This window comes from Nocardia brasiliensis, from assembly GCF_011801125.1.
GTDB lineage: Bacteria > Actinomycetota > Actinomycetes > Mycobacteriales > Mycobacteriaceae > Nocardia > Nocardia brasiliensis_C.
The window spans coordinates 4,895,304-4,912,209 of sequence record NZ_CP046171.1 but is presented as its reverse complement, the minus strand read 5'-3'; the positions used below and the strand labels follow the sequence as shown (position 1 = coordinate 4,912,209).

Below are 16,906 nucleotides of genomic sequence, written 5' to 3'. Positions count from 1 at the left end.
CAAGAGACAGGAACGGATGAAACTCGACACGGTTGCGGGTAAGAAGGTGCTCATCACGGGTGCCGCCATGGGGCTTGGCAAGCTGTTCGCCGCGCGCGCGGTGCGCGAAGGCGCTGCCGCGGTGGTGCTCTGGGACATCAACGAGGTGGCGCTGAAGGAGACCGCCGCGGAGCTGATCGCCCAGGGCGGCACCATCCACCACTTCGTCGTCGACGTGTCGGCGCCGCAGGCGATCGCCGAGGCCGCCGAGTCGGTGCGCGCCGCGGTCGGCGGCATCGACATCCTGGTCAACAACGCGGGCATCGTGCGCGGCAACAGCTACTTCTGGGACACCGAGAACCGCGCCGACATCGCGCAGACGATGGCCATCAACGCGCACGCGCCCATGTACGTCACGCTGGAATTCCTGCCCGCGATGGTGGCGGGCTCGACCGAGGCGCGCGTGCTGACCATCGCCTCCTCGGCGGGTCTGGTCGCCAATCCGCGGATGAGCGTCTACGCCGCGTCCAAGTGGGCGGCGCTCGGCTGGTCCGATTCGGTGCGGATCGAACTCGAACAGGCGGGCCACGAGCACGTCAAGGTGACCACGGTCTGCCCGACCTACATCAACACCGGCATGTTCGACGGCGCGAAAGGCTTTCTGTTCACGCCGATCCTGGAGCAGGACGAAGTGGTCGACACCTCGTGGCGCGAGATGAAGAACGGCACGCCGCTGGTGATCCTGCCCTGGACCTCGCGGCTCAACAAGGCGATCTCCGGGCTGCTCCCGGTTAAGCTGCGCGACCTGTTCCTCAACTCGGTCGGCGTCTACCACTCGATGGAGGAGTTCACCGGCCGCAAGAAGTAGGAGCTCAGCCGGCCGGGTTGGTGCCGATGACGACGGTGGCGTACTGCTCCTCGGATTCGGCGATCCGGCCGGCGAGGCCGTGCTCGGCGAGCACCGCGAGCGCGCGCCGCGCCTGCGTTTCCCCGGCCTCCACCAGCAGGTGTCCGCCCGGGGCGAGCCAGGACCTGGCGCCGGCGGCCACCCGGCGGAAGACGTCGAGGCCGTCGGGGCCGCCGTCGAGGGCGGTGCGCGGCTCGTGATCCCTGGCCTCCGGTGGCATCCGCGCGATCATGTCCGAGGGGACGTACGGGGTGTTGGCGAGCAGGATATCGATGCAGCCGAGCAGTTCCTCGGGCAGCGGATCGAACAGGTCGCCCTGATAGACCGGCGCGCCGAGCGCGGTCAGGTTGCGGCGCGCGCAGTCCACCGCGACCGGATCGATGTCGGCGGCGGCCAGCGTCACCGGACGGTTCTCCGCGGCCAGGACGGTGACCAGGGCCAGACCCAAAGCGCCGGAGCCGCAACACAGATCGACCACCATCTGATGGCGGGTCCTGGTGCGTGCCAGCGCCGCCGCCTGCTCGACCAGGAACGCGGTGCGCTGTCGCGGCACGAACACGCCCGGTGCGACGGTCACCCGCAATCCGTGGAACTCGGCCCAGCCGAGCAGGTGCTCGAGCGGAGTGCCGGACACCCGCCGGGCGACGAGCTCGTCGAGCGCGATGCCGGTGTCGGCCGCGGCGGCGGTGAGCAGGCGGGCCTCGTCCTCGGCGAACACGCATCCCGCCGCCCGCAATGTCGCCACCACCTCGGTTCCACCTGCCATCACCCGGCCATCCTGCCGTGCCGGGAGATGGACTGGCCAGCGGTTATCCGGTGACGTCGCTCTCGGGCCCCGGCGGGCGCACATGAACCGTGCGTGCGCGCGCGTCGGGACGAACACGCGCGCGGCAGGCGCGGTTCAGCGGGACGTGTCCAGCTGGAACGTGCGGGTCGCGTCCAGATAGATGCCGCGCTGGGACTGTCGCGAGGGCGGGGGCAGCTGCGAGACCAGCTGATCCAGCGACGTGGTCGCACCCACCACCCTGGTGCCCGCGACGATGAAGTCGGCGACCGCGCGCCGAATGTGGTTGGGGGAGGTGACCACCACCGCGCTGGTCGCGCCGATATCCCGCAGCATCCTGCTGGAGAACAGCGCGTTCTGGACGGTCGAACCGGCCCGGTTCTCCACGTGGATGCGCGACGGGGGCACCCCGTGCCCGATCAGCCAGCCTGCCATCGCGTCGGCCTCGGCGATCCCGTTCTGCGGGTTGCCGCCGGTCACCACGATGGGCGACAGCGGCGCCGCGACCGACTGCAACCAGGCCGCGATCAACCGGTTCACCAGCTCGGGCCGCAACGCGCCGTCGGGCAGCAGCCCGTAGCCCAGCACGACGATGCCGGTCTCGGGGCCGATGAGCGCGGGCATCGGGTTGGGCAGCGTGCCAACGGCCGCGCCGATGGCACCGAGCACGTTGTTGGTGCCGGCCGCCAGCTGCGGATCGACCGCGGTCAACCGGGCCATCGCGTCGGCGAGGGCGGGCAGGTCGTTCGCGTAGTGCGACCAGATCGCCTGCAGCGAAAGGGCTTCGGCGTCGGTGGGGTCCGCGCCGATCAGGTTGCGCAGGTCGGCGCGTCCGGCGGCGTCGTCGCCGTCGGTGAAGTGGCGCTGGGCGGAGTTGTAGAGGGCGTCCGTCTCCGGGGCGGCCTCGGCCGGGACCACGGATAGGGCGGTGAGGGTGCACGCCGCGAGCACCGTCGCGGCGAGATGTGTCCAGTGCCTCGAGATCTTCACTACAGTCGACACCTTTCCGCGAATGAGACCGGGTTGGGCACGTGCTGGCAGTTAGCCGGGGGCAAGCAGTGCTCACCCTACGGTGGGTTGATCTGGAAATCACGTATTAACCGGGGGGATTCTGAGGTTTATTTCGGACACGAGGACAAATCGGACCGGCCGTGTGGGCGAGTCGTCACCGTTGTCCGAAAGCGCCGCCGGTGCCGTGGGGCGGGGCCCGCGCGGGCGCCCGATAGGGTGTCACACCGTGGATACCGTTTCGCTGACCGGCAAGGAACTCGCCGCCGCCCTCAACGCCGACACCAAGCAGCGCGCCGCCGCGCACGCCGAGTCCGGTGCCGCACCGCGCCTTGCGCTGATCGTGGCGAACGACGACCCGGCCAGCGCCTGGTATGTCAACTCGCTGCGCAAGGCCGCCGAGCGGCTCGGCATCGCCTGCGACACCGTCGATCTCGGCGCCGACGCGACCGTCGAGACGATCCGTGCGGAACTCACCGCGCGCAGCGCCGACCCCGCGACCGACGGGATCATGCTGCAGACGCCGCTGCCCGCCGGCATCACGCTAGAGGACGTGAGCTCGGCGATCGCGGCGTCGAAGGACGTCGACGGGGTGAGCCCGCTCTCGCTGGGACTGCTCGCCTCCGGGCTGCCCGGTTTCGTGGCCGCGACCTCAGAGTCGGTCGTCGAGCTGCTCAAGCACCACCAGGTGCCGCTCGCCGGTAGGCATGTCGCTGTGGTCGGCCGCTCCAATATCGTCGGCAAGCCGCTGGCACAGCTGCTGCTGGCGGAGAACGCCACGGTCACCGTCTGTCATTCGAAGACCACCGACCTGCCCGCCGTCACCTCGGCCGCCGACATCGTCGTCGCGGCCGCGGGCCGGATCGGCCTGGTCACCGGCAAGCACATCCGCGAGGGCGCGGTGGTGGTCGACGTCGGCACCAACGAGGCCGCCGACGGCGGCATCGTCGGCGATGTCGACGCCGAATCGGTGCGCGGCAAGGCCGCCGCGCTCACCCCGGTCCCCGGCGGCATCGGCCCGGTGACCACCGCGCTGCTGATGCGGCACGTCGTCGTCGCCGCGGCGAACGCCCGCCGCTGATCCGCGCGCGTCGCTGCTCCCACGGCCGGACCCGGCCCGCAAGGCTCCCGGTCCGGCCGTCGGCGTTCTCCGGGCCGGCCGGGTGTACGAATTCGCCTGGCGCCCGGTCTTATTGGCCGGGGCTGATGGCGCTGATGAGGGTGCGCGCGCCCGCTTGGGTGGTGGTGACCAGCTGCGGGTTGTAGGTGACCGGGGTACGGCCGGGCCGGTTCTCGGTCACCACCACCATGTACTGGCCGGCGAACGCGCCCGGCGTGATCGCGACGCAGTAGGTGGTGCCCACCGGGATGCTGTCGATACCGCGCTGGATGGCCTCGGCCGACTCCACCGCGGCATCGGCGGTCGTCGCCGCGCGCACCGCCGCACCCGAACGCTCGACGTAGTAGGCGTGCTGAAAGGCGAAGATCGCGGCAGGGCCGGAGTCGAAGCCGCCGGGATCGTTCCCCTTGATCCGGTTGCCCACCCGTTCCGCCGTGCACGGGCCGTCCGGTGCCGCGGCCGGTGTCGGGGCCTGGGTCGGCGCGGCCGCGGTGTCGGTGGTGGCGCCGCCGCCGAACATCAGGAACCCGACGGCCGCCAGCGCACCCACCACGACCACGCCGAGCACGGGCAGCAGCCACCGCTTGACCGAACGCTTACCGCGGGACCGATCGATCAGCCCACTGAACTCGTCCTCGAAATAGCCGGACTCGTAACCGGGTTCGAAAGACGGCTCCGGTTCCGGCTCCGGCAGCTGGTCCATCCAATCCGAATACGCCCCCTGATACCGGTCGCCGATCCCGGGCCGCTGATACGGCCCGCCGTGTCGCGTCATCTGTGGCCCCCGCCCGTAATCGTATTCGGGCCGTGAGCCTCGCTCCGGTCGATCCATCGCCCCACCTTCTTCAGGTCATACCGCCAGGTTATCCGCAGCGTTCCCGGAATGCAGCAACACTCGGACCCGCAAGTCCCGTCGACGACGCCGTCGCCCCGGGCAGAATACTGCCCATTTGCGGGTACACCCGCACAGCGGGCGGGTGCCGATCGGTAAGTCTCGCGAAATGGGCGAATTGCCCAATTCTACGACCAGAATCCAGGCGAGTTGCCGAAGCTAGCAGGTTGCCGTGTCCAAGGCGGCCAGCAAGGCGCGCAGGGTTTCGCGCTGCCGCGGGGTGAGCGTGTCGAACAATTCCGCCGCGGCCTCGCGCCGCGCCTCGGCCATGCGGGTGAGCGTGGCGCGGCCGGTGTCGGTGAGCGTGACCAGGGTGGCGCGCCGGTTGGCCGGATCGGTGCCGCGGGCCACCAGGCCTGCGGCGGCGAGCGCGTCGACGACGGTGGTCGCCGAGCGCGGCACGATGCCGAGCCGCTCCGCGAGCGCGGTCATGTGCAGTGGTTGTTCCTGGTGACCGATGATCCGCAGGGCTCGGGCCTGAGCCGGGGTGAGGCCGAGCGGGGCGAGCCGCGCCGCCTGGTTGCGGCGGATGCGCTTGGCCGCGCGCAGGAATAGCTCGGGGAGGTCGGTCTCGGCGGGCTCCATGATTCTGAGCATAACTCATTGTTTCTGGAACAATTATGAGCCATGCTCAGTTTCATGTCATAGTCTTCTCGGAAGGAGGCGCCTATGCGGCCCCCAGCTCAGCTTCGCCGGATCCTCCGGCTGTTCCAGCCCTATCGGGCGCGCTTGGCCGCCGTGGCCGCACTGGTCGGATTGTCCTCCGTGGTCGCCCTCGCTTCGCCGTTCATGCTGCGCGCGGTGCTCGACGACGCGCTGCCGCACGGGCGCACCGGGCTGCTCACCCTGCTCGCCGCGGGCATGGTCGCGGTCGCGGCGCTGACCAGTGTGTTCGGCGTATTGCAGACCTATATCTCGACCACCGTCGGCCAGGACGTGATGCACGACCTGCGCTCGGCGGTGTACGCGCGATTGCAGCGAATGCCGTTGGCGTTCTTCACCAGAACGCGCACCGGCGAGGTGCAGTCGCGCATCGCCAACGACATCGGCGGCATGCAGTCCACGGTCACCTCCACCGCGACCTCGCTGGTCTCGAACTTCACCACGGTGCTCGCCGCGGTGATCGCCATGATCGTGCTCGACTGGCGGCTCACCCTCGTCTCGCTGGTCATGTTGCCGTTCTTCGTCTGGGTGAGCCGCCGGGTCGGCGACGAGCGCCGTAAGATCACCGCCCAGCGCCAGCAGAAGCTGGCGGGCATGTCCGCGATCGTGGAGGAATCGCTGTCGGTGAGCGGCATTCTGCTCGGCCGCACGATGGGCCGCTCACCCGCGCTGGTGGACGCGTTCGCGCGCGAATCGCGCGGGCTGGTCGACCTGGAGATCCGCGCGAGCATGGCGGGGCGCTGGCGGCAGTCGACCATCACGATCGTCATGTCGGCGATGCCCGCGGTGATCTATTGGGCGGCCGGTCTGACCGTCACGGCGGGTAAGCCGCTGGTGTCGATCGGCACCCTGGTCGCGTTCACCACCTTGCAGACCACCCTGCTGCGCCCGATGGTGCAGCTGCTCTCGACCGGCGTCGAGGTGCAGAGCTCGCTCGCGCTGTTCGGCCGGATCTTCGAATACCTCGATCTCACACCGGATATCGAGGAGCCGGCGCGCCCGGTGCCGCTCGGGCCGGTAACCGGCGCGGTGCGCTTCGAGCACGTGGGATTCTCCTACGACGGCGGGGAGCGTGCGGTGCTGAGCGATATCGATATCACCGTGCCCGCCGGGACCAGCCTGGCGGTTGTCGGTGCAACCGGTTCCGGCAAGACCACACTCGGCTACCTCGTGGCCCGGCTCTACGACGTGAGTTCCGGGCGGATCACCATCGACGGAAAAGACGTGCGCGAGGTGTCTTTCGCCGATCTGGCCGCCGCGGTCGGCGTGGTCTCGCAAGAGACCTACCTGTTCCACGCTTCGGTCGCGGACAACCTGCGTTTCGCGAAACCCGATGCGACAGACCGGGAACTGCACGCCGCCGCGCGCGCCGCGCGGATCCACGACCACATCATGAGCCTGCCCGACGGCTACGCCACCATGGTGGGCGAGCGCGGTTACCGGTTCTCCGGCGGGGAGAAGCAGCGGCTCGCGGTGGCCCGCGCGATTCTGCGCGACCCGCCGATCCTGGTGCTCGACGAGGCGACCAGCGCCCTGGACACCAGGACCGAGCAGCAGGTGCAGCAGGCCATCGATGCGCTTTCGGCCGGTCGCACCACGATCACCATCGCGCACCGGCTCTCGACCATCCGTGACGCCGATCAGATCGTGGTGCTCGACCACGGGCGGATCGTGGAGAGCGGGACGCACGAGGAGCTCATGGCCCGCGAGAACCGCTACGCGGCCCTGGTTTCGCGCAACGCCGCGTCGGCTACCGCCGCCTGAGCGCGGTCAGGCCGAAACCGGCTGCGGCCGTAGATGTTCGACGAGGAAGGCGGTTTCATCGGCCACCACCCTGTCGAAGTCGGGCGCGACGTAGATGTCGAAGTGGCCCGCCTGGTACTCGTGCACCTGCACGTTCGGCCCGGCGGCAGCGGCGTAGCGCAGGGTGCGCTCGGGCGGCGCAACGGAGTCGGTCAGGCAGACGCCGAGGAAGACGGGGCACTGGATCTTGCGCAGGTCGCGGCCCGGCCGGTAGAGGGGGAGGGTGAGCCCGATCCGCGCGGCGATCGCGTCCTGGTGGGTGAACTCGGCGGGCACCAGTCCGGTGTACCCGGGGGCCGCGTCGGGCGCGTTCATCAGGGCGGTGGTGCCCGGTGCGCCGGTCAGCGCGACGGTGACCGGCGGGCGGCGCAGCACGGCGGCGCCGACGTCGAGACCGGCCCGGACCGCGATGCCGAGCAGCGGCCGCAGCCCGACGGTGGTCGTGGAACTGGGGCCGTCGGTGAACGGGCACTGCGCGACGACCGCCGCGACCCTACGGTCCCGCGCCGCGACCCGCAGCACGTGGCCGCCGCTGAAAGAGGTTCCGAACAAAGCGATTCGGGTCGCGTCGATGCCGTCGAGGGTGCTCGCGTAGTCGATCGCGGCCGACCAGTCCGCCAGCTGACGGCTGATGCTCAGCAGCTGGCGGGGCGTGCCGTCGCTCGCGCCGAAGTGGCGGTAGTCGAAGACGAGGGCGGCGATACCCGCGGCGGCGAAGCGTTCGGCGAAGGCATCCAGTCGCATCTCCTTCACCGCGCCGAGCCCGTGGGCCAGCACGACCAGCGGGACGTCGCCGCCCGTGGTCGCGGGCCGGTACAGCCAGCCGCGCAGTGTCGTTCCATGCGAACGGAATTCGATGTCCGAACGTGGTGCCATCCGTCAGCTCCTGATGCCATCGAAAGAGACCCTGTGTCCCAATCGCTTCGATCATGGCACGAATCGGGGGCATAGGACGGTGGCGCCCGTCACAGCGGGCGGGTTGCCGTCGCCGCGCATCCGGGCGGTGACGGCGGTGGCTGGTCACCAGTGGGTGGTGACGGGATCGCCGACGCTGATGGTGTTGAACACCCACTCGGCGTTCTCGGGGGCCAAGTTGATGCAGCCGTGGCTGACGTTGGAGTTGCCCTGCTGGGCCACCGACCACGGTGCGGAGTGGATGTACACCCCGCCCCAGGTGAGGCGCTCGGCGAATTCGCCGTTGATCACATAGCCCTCGGGTGAACTCAGCGGAATGCCGATGGTCCTGGAGTCGAATACGACCGAGCGCTGCTTCTGCAGCACGGGGAACCGGCCGGAGGGCGTCTCGAAGCCGGGCTTGCCCATCGAGGCCGGCATCTGCGTCGGCACGCCGCCGACGGTCAGGGTAAAGGTGTGCCTCGACATGTCGGCGTCACCGTAAACGCCTACGTTGGTGCGGAATTCGGTGCGGGCCTGGCCGATGCCGACGTCGATGCGGGCACTGGCGGGCAGGAACCCGGTCGGCGTCCAGACGAGTTCCCGATCGTTCGTCCACGCGAACGTGCCCGGCAGCGGATCGGTGGCTGCGATGTGGACGGCTCGTTCGGTGGCGGCCCGGTCGGCGACCGGCTGAGTGAACCGGATGGTGACCGGGTGGGCGACACCGACCACCTGTCCGTCGGAGGGTGCGATCAGCTCGATCGGATTCGCTGTCGCCGGGCCGGCCATACCGGCCGTCGCGATACCGGACCACCAGAGGGCCATTGCCGCGACCAAGATCATCAAGAACAGATACCGGAGCACATTTCTCATGGCTCCACCCCTTACGAGATATGGGTAGGCAGGAAGACAATTTTAGGCCTCATGATCAACTCGGTCTACGCATCGATCTCGGCCGTAGTCCAGTCGTAACCCGGACCATGCCCCTCATTGTTTCGCCTACCCGCCGTGACTTCGGCCAAACCTTGGCCAACTCGCTGAAATACTCGTTCGTGCAGATCAGTGACCTGTATGCGGTCTCGTACGGGCACGGAAAACATCTCGTGCGCGGGAACAGTATTCAGGGCGAAAGCGGTTCGACCGGTGTGGTCTGGATGTGCCATCGACCATTGCCCCATGGCGTCGCCGATTTCGCCGATGCCGCGCCCGAGCGGGTGAGCGAATATTCGAATCTCGGTGGGCAGGCGCTGGCCGCCGTCGGCGCGGGACAGCGGGTCCTGGTGCACGCGGCGGCCGAGCTGATCTATTACACCGCAGTAGATTTCGCCGCGGTAGCCCGCGGTGTCGATTTCGTGGGCGACCTCGTCGGCGGCGACCACGGTTCGCGGTCACGGCAAAATCGTGCTCACCCCGGGCTGATCAGGCGGGCGCGGGAGTGAGCGTGCGCAGCCTGGGCTCGAGTTCCTGCTGGAAGAAATCGAGGAAGCCGTCGGGGTCCGGGCCCGCGTTCTGCATGACGAGATGGTCGAAGCCCGCGTCGACGTAGCGCTGAGCGACCTCCACGTAGCGGGCAGGGTCTGGGCCGCAGGCGAACTGGGCCAGCACGTCGTCCTCGCGCACGGTGCGCGACGCGGCGTCGAAGTTCACCGGGTTGGGCAGCTCACTCATCACCTTCCAGCCGGTGAGCGCCCACCTGCTGGTTTCCAGCACCGCCTTCGCCGCGCTCGACTCGTCCAGCGCCCACGCCATCGGCACCTCGGCGTACCGCGGTCCCGTGCCGCCGTGCTCCCGATAGTGCTCGATGATCTCGGACTTCGGTTCGGTGGCGAACAGTCCGTCGCCGAGTTCCGCGGCGATCCGGGCCGAGGGCGGGCCGCTGGCCGCGACCGCGATCACGGGCAGTCGCTCGGGCAGATCGAAGACGCGCGCGTCCGACAGCGACAGGTAGCGCCCGTCGTAGGACTGGTAGCCGCCGCGCCACAGCAGCCGGATGATCTCCAGCGCCTCGCGCAACATCTCCTGCCGGATCCTGGCGTCCGGGAACTCGCGCGCGACCACATGCTCGTTCAACCGCTCGCCCGAACCCACCCCAGCGTGAACCGGCCGTCGCAGACCAGCGCGAGCGTCGCCGCGGCCTGGGCGATGATCGCCGGGTGATACCGCACCGTCGGACAGGTCACGCCGGTGGCCAGGCCGATCCGCTCGGTCCGCGCCGCGATCGCACCGAGCACGGTCCAGGCGAACGGAGAATGTCCCTGCTCGTCGAGCCACGGGTGATAGTGATCGCTGATCTCGACGAAGTCGAAGCCGGCCGACTCCGCCCGAACCGCCTGGCGGATCAGCTCTTTCGGCCCGAATGCCTCCGCGGCCAACTTGTATCCGATCCGCACGGCTACCTCCTCGGCACTGTCGGGCACGGCCGGATCGACCGTGCGCACCTGGCGTTCAGCGCCGACATACCCGGACGTGCGGACCGGAAACGTTGTGGGCTACTTGCGCAGCGCGTGCACCACGTCGGCGTGCAGGGCGTCGGCGCGGGCGACCAGCTCCTCGATCCGGAGCAGCACCGGGGCGAACCGGTCGCCCTCGGTGGCGGGCAGCGAGGCCACGTTGATCTCGATATTGAGCTGCGAGCTCGCCGCGGCGGCCCGGCACGCGTCGGCGGCCGCGCCGATATCGGTGACCACGTTCGGGTTGCCGATCGGGAAGAGCTCGGCGGCCAGCGAGAGCACCTCGTCGGCCTCGTCGACGACGGCGGCGGGCACCCGCGCGGCCTCCAGCAGCGCGGTGTTGATCGCCGTCGTGCGGGCCGCCTCCTCCTCCGGGGTGCCCTTGGGCAGCTTGTAGGCGGCGCCGACCGCGGTGAACGCGGCCGCGTCGGCGTCGGCGAGGGCCAGTGCCCGCCCGCGCGCGGTGTCGGCGGCCTCGATGATGCGCTCGACCACGGGGCGGTTCTCGGCGTCCTTGGCCCGGGTGGTGTAGCGCGCGACCATCGCGACCAGCGCGGCGGCCTGCGCCGCGTGCAGCGCGGCGACCGCGCCGCCGCCCGGCGCGGGGATCTTGGCGGCCAGGTCGGACAGGTACTGCGCGAGCGTGGCCTCGCCGAAGGACGATGCGGTTTCCTGGGACGAAGTGCTCGGCTGCGACACGGGTGGGTGGCCCTTTCGGTATCCGGAGAGGGGTGGCAATGCGCGGTCAACGCTACCGGTTGGCCCCCGTGCCCGGCCCACTGCACCGCCCTGCCGTATACGGCGTTATGTTGAGTGCCATGCGGATCGGATTGAGCATCAACTACTCGGGCGGTTTCAAAGAGGCGGCCGCCGAGGTAGCCGACCTCGAACGGGCCGGTCTGGACATCGTCTTCGTGCCAGAGGCCTACTCCTTCGACGCGGTGAGCGCGCTGGGCTACCTCGCCGCCAAGACCTCACGGTTGGAGCTGGCCTCCGGCATCCTGCAGATCTACACCCGCACGCCCAGCCTGACCGCGATGACCGCGGCCGGGCTCGACTTCGTCTCCGACGGGCGCTACATCCTCGGCCTCGGCGCCTCGGGCCCGCAGGTGATCGAGGGCTTCCACGGTGTGCCCTACGACGCGCCGATCGGCCGCACCAGGGAACTGGTCGAGATCTGCCGCAAGGTATGGCGTCGCGAACGGCTCGAATACCACGGCAAGTACTACCAGATCCCGCTGCCCGAGGGGCAGGGCACCGGTCTGGGCAAGAGCCTCAAGCTGATCAATCATCCGGTGCGCGAACGCATTCCGGTGCTGCTCGCCTCGCTCGGCCCGAAGAACGTGGAGTTGACCGCGGAGATCGCCGAGGGATGGCAGCCGGTCTTCTTCCTGCCCGAGAAGGCCAAGGACGTCTGGGGTGAGTCCCTGGCGGCCGGCCTGGCCAAGCGCGACCCGCAGCTCGGTGCGCTCCAGGTGTACGCGGGCCCGGCGCTGGCCATCGGCGACAACGTCGAACCGCTGCTCGAGTTCGTCAAGCCGCACCTGGCCCTCTACATCGGCGGCATGGGCGCCAAGGGCAAGAACTTCTATCACACGCTGGCCACCAAGTACGGCTACGGCGCCGAGGCCGATCGCATCCAGGAGCTCTACCTCGCGGGCAAGAAAGAAGAGGCGGCCAAGGCGGTGCCGGACGCGCTGGTGCGCGACGTCTCGCTGGTCGGTTCGGCGGGCTACGTCAAGGAGCGGGTGGCGGCGTTCGCCGAGGCGGGTGTGACCGTGCTCAACGTGATCCCGATGGCGGCCACCCCCGCCGAGCGGGTCAAGCTGATCGAGCAGCTGCGCGAACTCTGCGACTGAGCCCGGATCAGCCGAGCCCGGCCAGCTCGGCGATGGTGTCGATGCCGCCGCCGCTCTCGGTCGCGCTGCCCTCGATGTCGTGGAGCCCGGGGAACGCGACCGGTCCCGCGACGCGGCGACCGCTCGCGGGCTCGAGGTCAGCGCTCGCGCAACCCGGTGAGGGCGGCTTGCAGGGTGGAGTGGACGGCGAAGACCTGGTCGAGGTTGGTCATGCGGAGTTGTCTGCTGGTGGCGGGGCCGTCGGCGACGACGGCGATCGCGGTGGTGGTGCCCGCGCGCTGATGGGTGGCCACGAGGACCGCCATGCCGGCCGAGGCCAGGAAGCTGACGGCCGTCAGGTCGATGATCAGGGCCGCTGGCTTGCCGTCGAGGATGGCCTCGATCGAGCTCTCCAGCGCGGGCGCGGTCGCCAGATCGACCTCTCCGGCCACCGTCAGGACCGTCGCACCGTCCTGCGAGGCGACGGTGGTCGTCATCGTGTCCGCTACGGGGTACGCGTCTCCGGATGTATTGCTCACGCGATCACAACACACAAGTAGCGGCGAATTCGCAACCTCGGCGTGCTCATAGGGGTCAACCCTACCGTAGGACGCATACCGAAGTTGCCGTTGTGGCGCTATCGGATTCGCCCGCCTGGGCCCGCGCCGCCGTCGCCGCGCCGCGACGGCCACGCGCCCGGACGAGGCGTCGGTCACCCCTGCCGGGACGGCCGAGACCGGCCGACGTGCTAGCTCGTGATGCGGGGGGTCATCCCGCGCAGCGGGTTGGCCACGGGGAAGGTGATGGCCGGGAGGGTGACGGACATGCGCACGTGCGTGCCGGGCCCGCTGTGATCGATGTCGAGTTCCTCGGTGAGGGCGCGCATCATGTCGATGCCGCGGCCGCGATGACCCGGGTCGGCCGCGCGCGGCTTCCAGGCTCCGGTATCGGTCACGGTGATCACGACGGTCTCGACGTTGCAGGTGGCGGTGAGCACGACCCGGTCCGCGTCGGCGGCGAGCTCGCGCGGCGCCGCGGTGCCGGTACGTCCCATGGACAGGTCGGTGCTGGCGGGCTTGCCGCTGGGCCGCGCACCCTCGCGATAGGCGTGCTCGATGCTGTTGCTGCACGCCTCGTTCGCCGCGGCGACCAGATCCGAGGCCAGATCGTGCGGGACCGCGGCGGCGGCCAGCCACGCCTTGAGCGTACGACGCAGTGCCGCAAGCTCATCCGGGTGCGCGGGCACCTCGAGCCGCAGCGGTGCCGGCGGTTGCCGGTACACCACCATGGCGACGTCGTCGTCGTAGCCCGCGGCCGGGCGCAGCCGCGACAGCACCGCGTCGGCCACCTCGCGCGGCAGCTTGGTCGCGGTGCCCGCGAGCACGTCGGCGATCTTGGCGAAGCTGTCGTCGATGTCGACGCCGCGCTGTTCGACCAGCCCGTCGGTGAACAGGACCAGCGTGGAGCCCGGGGTCAGCGCGGTGGTCGCCTCCGGCCGACGGGGCGGATCGAAGGTGGCCAGCGGCACCGATCGGCCGCCCTCCAGCATCCGTCCGACGGTGCCGACATCGGCGAGGATCGGCGGCATGTGCCCGGCGCTGCTGTAGCGGACCAGCCCCCGCACCGGGTCGAGCACCGCCGCGCACACGGTCGTGCACATCGCGCCGGGAATCCGGCCCGCCACCGTGTCGAGCTCGGCGAGCAACTGCGCCGGACCGGCGCCGCGTAACAGCAACGCCCGTGCGGCCGTGCGTAATTGGCCCATCACGACGGCGGCGGACAAACCGCGGCCGACGCAGTCGCCGACCACGACACCGATGGTGCCGTCGCGCAGCGGCACCACGTCGTACCAGTCGCCGCCGATCTCCAGCGGCGGCAGCGCGGGCTCGTAGTGCACCGAGAACCGGGGCGGCAACTCGATCGGCCCGAGCATCGCCCGCTGCAGCGTCAGCGAGGTCGAGCGGGCCTGGTCGAAGTTGCGCGCCCGCTGCACGGCGAGGCTGAGGTGCCCGATCAGCAGGGAGAACAGGGTCCAGTCGGCGGCGCTGACCGCGCGCGGCGCGGCGAAGCGCAACCAGATCGCGGCATCACCGGTCTCCCCGAGCGGTGCGACGATGCCCTCGGAACTCTCGGTGCCCTCCGGGATCGCGAACAGGCTGCGGCCCGGCCGTCGCCTGGCCCGATCCAGCAGGGCCTGTGCCCGCGCGTCGAGTTCGGTGCGCTCCGGCCCGTCCGGTGTGCCTTCGGTGCCGGAGACGTACACCTCCGGTGCGCCTTGCCGGTTCGGCCACACCGCGACCACCGCGGTCTGCGCGCCGACCGTGCGCCGCAATTCGTCCAGGCCGACCGCGAGCACCTCGACCACGCTGGTGGCCGCGCCGACGGCGGTGGCAAGCCGGGAGGCCGCCTGATCCCGCGCCTGCGCGTCGTGCTCCGCGGTGACGTCGCGGATGGTGCCGACGAAGATCCGCTCGTTGTTCTCCGGCTTGACCAGCGTGCTCGTGCTGACCGCGAGCCAGACCGAACGACCGTCGCGATGGCGCACCGGAATGACGAATCGCTGTGCGGCCGTACCGAGATCGGGGTAGCGGGGCCCGTCGGAGATCGACCACGGGTGGGGCAGGGGATAGGGCACCTCGGCCGCGCCGTATCCGGTCAGCGCGCCGAACGCGGAGTTGACCTCGACAATGGTGCCCTGCGCGTCGGCGACGAAGAAGCCGTCCTGCAGCGACTCGACCAGGGCGGTGCGGAAGGCGTCGCGGCCTGCGAGATCGTCCGCGCGCGAACGCTGTTGCTCGTAGCGGCCGACACCGTCCAGGTAGCCGCGGGTCGCGATGTCCAGTGCCGCAAGGGTTTGCAGCAGAAACTCCAGACCGGCCTCCTCCAGCCGGTTGTCGGTGCTGCCCGCGGCCTGCTCCGCGGCGCGCACCACGCGGAAATGCTGCTCGGTGAGGTCGAGCAGGCTGACGCCCTCGACCAGTGCTCGTCTGCCGAGTTCGTACCCCTCGGCGAGGCTGTCCTCCGCCGTCGCGTCGAGGTGTCTACGCAGCGCCTGCGCGTACGCGTCGAGGAATTCGGCCAGCTGGGCGGTCATCTGAACGCCTCGCCGGGTCTGGTCGGGATCGCGAGATGGCTCATGTCTTCGGTCCGTGCGCGCTGCCGCGGTGCCGCGCGGCGAGCACCAGCGCGTCGTCGGTGTCCTTGGCGTGCCTGGCCAGGATGTCGGCGGTGATCTCCGCGGTGGATTTGGACAGGTCGATGCCGTCGGCGGATTCGCTGACGATGCCGTCGGTGGACATCAGCAGCAGATCGCCCGGCCGGACCTGAATGGTCTGCGGCTGCAGATTCTGCGGCAGCCGGTAGCCGACGATGCCCGCGGTCAGCAACACGGTGGCACGCACCGTGAGGCCGCCGGGACTCACGGTGAGCACCCGTGATTCGACGTTGCCGACGCCGAGCCAGCGCACCGTGTCGCTGGGATCGAACAGCGCGAGCGAGACCGCGGCACCTCGGGTGTCGGCCATGGCTCGATGACACAGCACCATCAGCACGTCCAGCGGTTCGGCGCGGTTCTCGGCGAGCACCTGGGTGGCGCGGTCGGCGGCGTCGGCGGCCGGTGCGCCGTGCCCGAGGCCGTCGAGCACCGCGAAAAGCACTGTGCCGCCGCCGGTGTCGAGCACGACGCTGCGATCACCGGAGACCCGCTGTCCGGGCAGGGCCCGACCGGCCACCGCCCACTCGATTCGGCCGATGAACCCGTCGTCATGCACCGTTGGGTACCCACTTCCACATCTCGACCAACGTGCCGCGGCCGGGTGCGGAGTCGATGGTGAGCCGGTCCATCAGTCGGCGGGCGCCGGGCAGACCGAGGCCGAGTCCACGTCCGGTGGAGTAGCCGTCCTCGAGCGCGCGAGGAATGTCGATGATGCCGGGGCCCTGGTCCTCGGCCTGCACCACCAGCGCCTGCCTGCCTTCCCGTTCGTCCACGAGCAGGCGGATCTCGCCGCTGCCTGCGTAACTGGTGATGTTGCGGGCGATTTCGGAGATCGCCGTCGAGATCATGGTGCGGTCCGTCAGAGAGAATCCGAGCTTCGCGGCCAGTTCGTGTCCGGCCTGACGTGCGATCACGATGTCGCCCGACACTCTGACCGCGATCACCAGATTCTCAGCGGCCACTGTCACGACCGTCTCGCTGGCGTCGGGTGGTGGTCTTGCGGTTCAACCAGGCCAGGCCCTCTTCCAGGTCGAGAGCGGTGTGCATGTCTTCGAACGTGAGCCCGAGCTGCACCATGGCGAAGGCGACTTCCGGCTGCAGCCCGACGATCACCGTTTCGGCGCCCCGCAGCTGCGTCATGTGCGCGATGGTACGCAAGGATCTCGCCGCGAAGGAATCCATGATGTCGATCGCGGTGACGTCGACGATGATGCCGTGTGCCCGGTATTTGCTGACCTGTTTCATCAGGTCGTCCTGCAGTCGTTCGGTATCCGCGTCGGTCAACGCGGATTGCACCGAAGCGATGAGATAGGTGCCCTGTTTGAGAATCGGTACCGGCATGTGCCCGCCC

17 protein-coding genes and 1 pseudogene are annotated in these 16,906 nt (G+C 69.8%); 5 read left to right on the top strand and 13 right to left on the bottom strand.

Annotated elements, in window-relative coordinates:
- Positions 1–16: 16 nt before the first annotated feature.
- Positions 17–847, top strand: a complete 831-nt coding sequence (locus F5X71_RS22105; RefSeq protein WP_167463763.1) for an SDR family NAD(P)-dependent oxidoreductase — start codon at positions 17–19, stop codon at positions 845–847.
- Positions 848–851: 4 nt separating this feature from the next.
- On the opposite strand, the gene F5X71_RS22100 is transcribed toward F5X71_RS22105, so the two are convergent.
- Complete coding sequence (locus F5X71_RS22100) at positions 852–1,652, bottom strand: putative protein N(5)-glutamine methyltransferase (protein ID WP_167463762.1); 801 nt, start codon at positions 1,650–1,652, stop codon at positions 852–854.
- Between the two features lie 135 nt (positions 1,653–1,787).
- A complete protein-coding gene (locus F5X71_RS22095; protein WP_167463761.1) occupies positions 1,788–2,660 on the bottom strand; it encodes a YdcF family protein in 873 nt (290 codons plus the stop codon).
- A 247-nt stretch (positions 2,661–2,907) separates the two neighbouring features.
- Here F5X71_RS22095 and F5X71_RS22090 point away from each other — a divergent pair, with 247 nt between their 5' ends.
- Positions 2,908–3,759, top strand: a complete 852-nt coding sequence (locus F5X71_RS22090; protein ID WP_167463760.1) for a bifunctional 5,10-methylenetetrahydrofolate dehydrogenase/5,10-methenyltetrahydrofolate cyclohydrolase — start codon at positions 2,908–2,910, stop codon at positions 3,757–3,759.
- A gap of 109 nt (positions 3,760–3,868) precedes the next feature.
- On the opposite strand, the gene F5X71_RS22085 is transcribed toward F5X71_RS22090, so the two are convergent.
- Positions 3,869–4,573 (bottom strand): hypothetical protein, encoded by a 705-nt coding sequence (locus tag F5X71_RS22085; RefSeq protein WP_167463759.1) that lies wholly within the window; start codon positions 4,571–4,573, stop codon positions 3,869–3,871.
- A 276-nt stretch (positions 4,574–4,849) separates the two neighbouring features.
- Complete coding sequence (locus F5X71_RS22080; RefSeq protein WP_238815392.1) at positions 4,850–5,275, bottom strand: MarR family winged helix-turn-helix transcriptional regulator; 426 nt, start codon at positions 5,273–5,275, stop codon at positions 4,850–4,852.
- A gap of 84 nt (positions 5,276–5,359) precedes the next feature.
- On the opposite strand from F5X71_RS22080, the gene F5X71_RS22075 reads away from it, so the two are divergent.
- A complete protein-coding gene (locus tag F5X71_RS22075; RefSeq protein ID WP_167463757.1) occupies positions 5,360–7,117 on the top strand; it encodes an ABC transporter ATP-binding protein in 1,758 nt (585 codons plus the stop codon).
- A 6-nt stretch (positions 7,118–7,123) separates the two neighbouring features.
- Here the strand turns inward: F5X71_RS22075 and F5X71_RS22070 are convergent, their stop codons facing one another.
- Positions 7,124–8,032 (bottom strand): alpha/beta hydrolase, encoded by a 909-nt coding sequence (locus F5X71_RS22070; RefSeq protein ID WP_167463756.1) that lies wholly within the window; start codon positions 8,030–8,032, stop codon positions 7,124–7,126.
- 144 nt (positions 8,033–8,176) lie between these two features.
- Positions 8,177–8,926, bottom strand: a complete 750-nt coding sequence (locus F5X71_RS22065) for a L,D-transpeptidase (protein ID WP_167463755.1) — start codon at positions 8,924–8,926, stop codon at positions 8,177–8,179.
- A gap of 20 nt (positions 8,927–8,946) precedes the next feature.
- Here F5X71_RS22065 and F5X71_RS36480 point away from each other — a divergent pair, with 20 nt between their 5' ends.
- Positions 8,947–9,492, top strand: a complete 546-nt coding sequence (locus tag F5X71_RS36480) for a hypothetical protein (RefSeq protein ID WP_174817113.1) — start codon at positions 8,947–8,949, stop codon at positions 9,490–9,492.
- On the opposite strand, the pseudogene F5X71_RS22055 reads toward F5X71_RS36480, so the two are convergent.
- Both F5X71_RS22055 and F5X71_RS22050 read right to left on the bottom strand, forming a co-directional pair.
- Positions 9,473–10,443, bottom strand: a pseudogene (locus tag F5X71_RS22055) (TIGR03557 family F420-dependent LLM class oxidoreductase). The gene F5X71_RS36480 and the pseudogene F5X71_RS22055 overlap by 20 nt on opposite strands.
- Positions 10,444–10,542: 99 nt before the next feature.
- Entirely contained in the window at positions 10,543–11,202 is a 660-nt protein-coding gene (locus F5X71_RS22050) for a cyclodeaminase/cyclohydrolase family protein (RefSeq protein ID WP_174817112.1), read from the bottom strand.
- A 119-nt stretch (positions 11,203–11,321) separates the two neighbouring features.
- Between F5X71_RS22050 and F5X71_RS22045 the strand changes: the two genes are divergently transcribed.
- Positions 11,322–12,362: an LLM class F420-dependent oxidoreductase gene (locus F5X71_RS22045; protein ID WP_167463754.1), complete on the top strand. Its 1,041-nt coding sequence runs from the start codon at positions 11,322–11,324 to the stop codon at positions 12,360–12,362.
- Positions 12,363–12,499: 137 nt separating this feature from the next.
- Here the strand turns inward: F5X71_RS22045 and F5X71_RS22040 are convergent, their stop codons facing one another.
- From F5X71_RS22040 to F5X71_RS22020, 5 genes are all read right to left on the bottom strand, one after another.
- On the bottom strand, positions 12,500–12,838 hold the full coding sequence (locus F5X71_RS22040; RefSeq protein ID WP_167466637.1) for an STAS domain-containing protein: 339 nt from the start codon (positions 12,836–12,838) through the stop codon (positions 12,500–12,502).
- A 251-nt stretch (positions 12,839–13,089) separates the two neighbouring features.
- On the bottom strand, positions 13,090–15,435 hold the full coding sequence (locus tag F5X71_RS22035; protein WP_167463753.1) for a SpoIIE family protein phosphatase: 2,346 nt from the start codon (positions 15,433–15,435) through the stop codon (positions 13,090–13,092).
- A 40-nt stretch (positions 15,436–15,475) separates the two neighbouring features.
- Positions 15,476–16,111 carry a SpoIIE family protein phosphatase gene (locus tag F5X71_RS22030; protein WP_167463752.1) on the bottom strand — a complete coding sequence of 212 codons (636 nt, stop codon included), beginning with the start codon at positions 16,109–16,111 and terminating at the stop codon, positions 15,476–15,478.
- The gene (locus F5X71_RS22025) at positions 16,104–16,517 is read right to left on the bottom strand and encodes an ATP-binding protein (RefSeq protein ID WP_167463751.1); all 414 of its coding nucleotides are present in this window, start codon (positions 16,515–16,517) and stop codon (positions 16,104–16,106) included. The genes F5X71_RS22030 and F5X71_RS22025 overlap by 8 nt, the downstream gene beginning before the upstream one ends.
- Entirely contained in the window at positions 16,507–16,896 is a 390-nt protein-coding gene (locus tag F5X71_RS22020) for an STAS domain-containing protein (RefSeq protein ID WP_029892961.1), read from the bottom strand. The genes F5X71_RS22025 and F5X71_RS22020 overlap by 11 nt, the downstream gene beginning before the upstream one ends.
- Positions 16,897–16,906 lie beyond the last annotated feature (10 nt).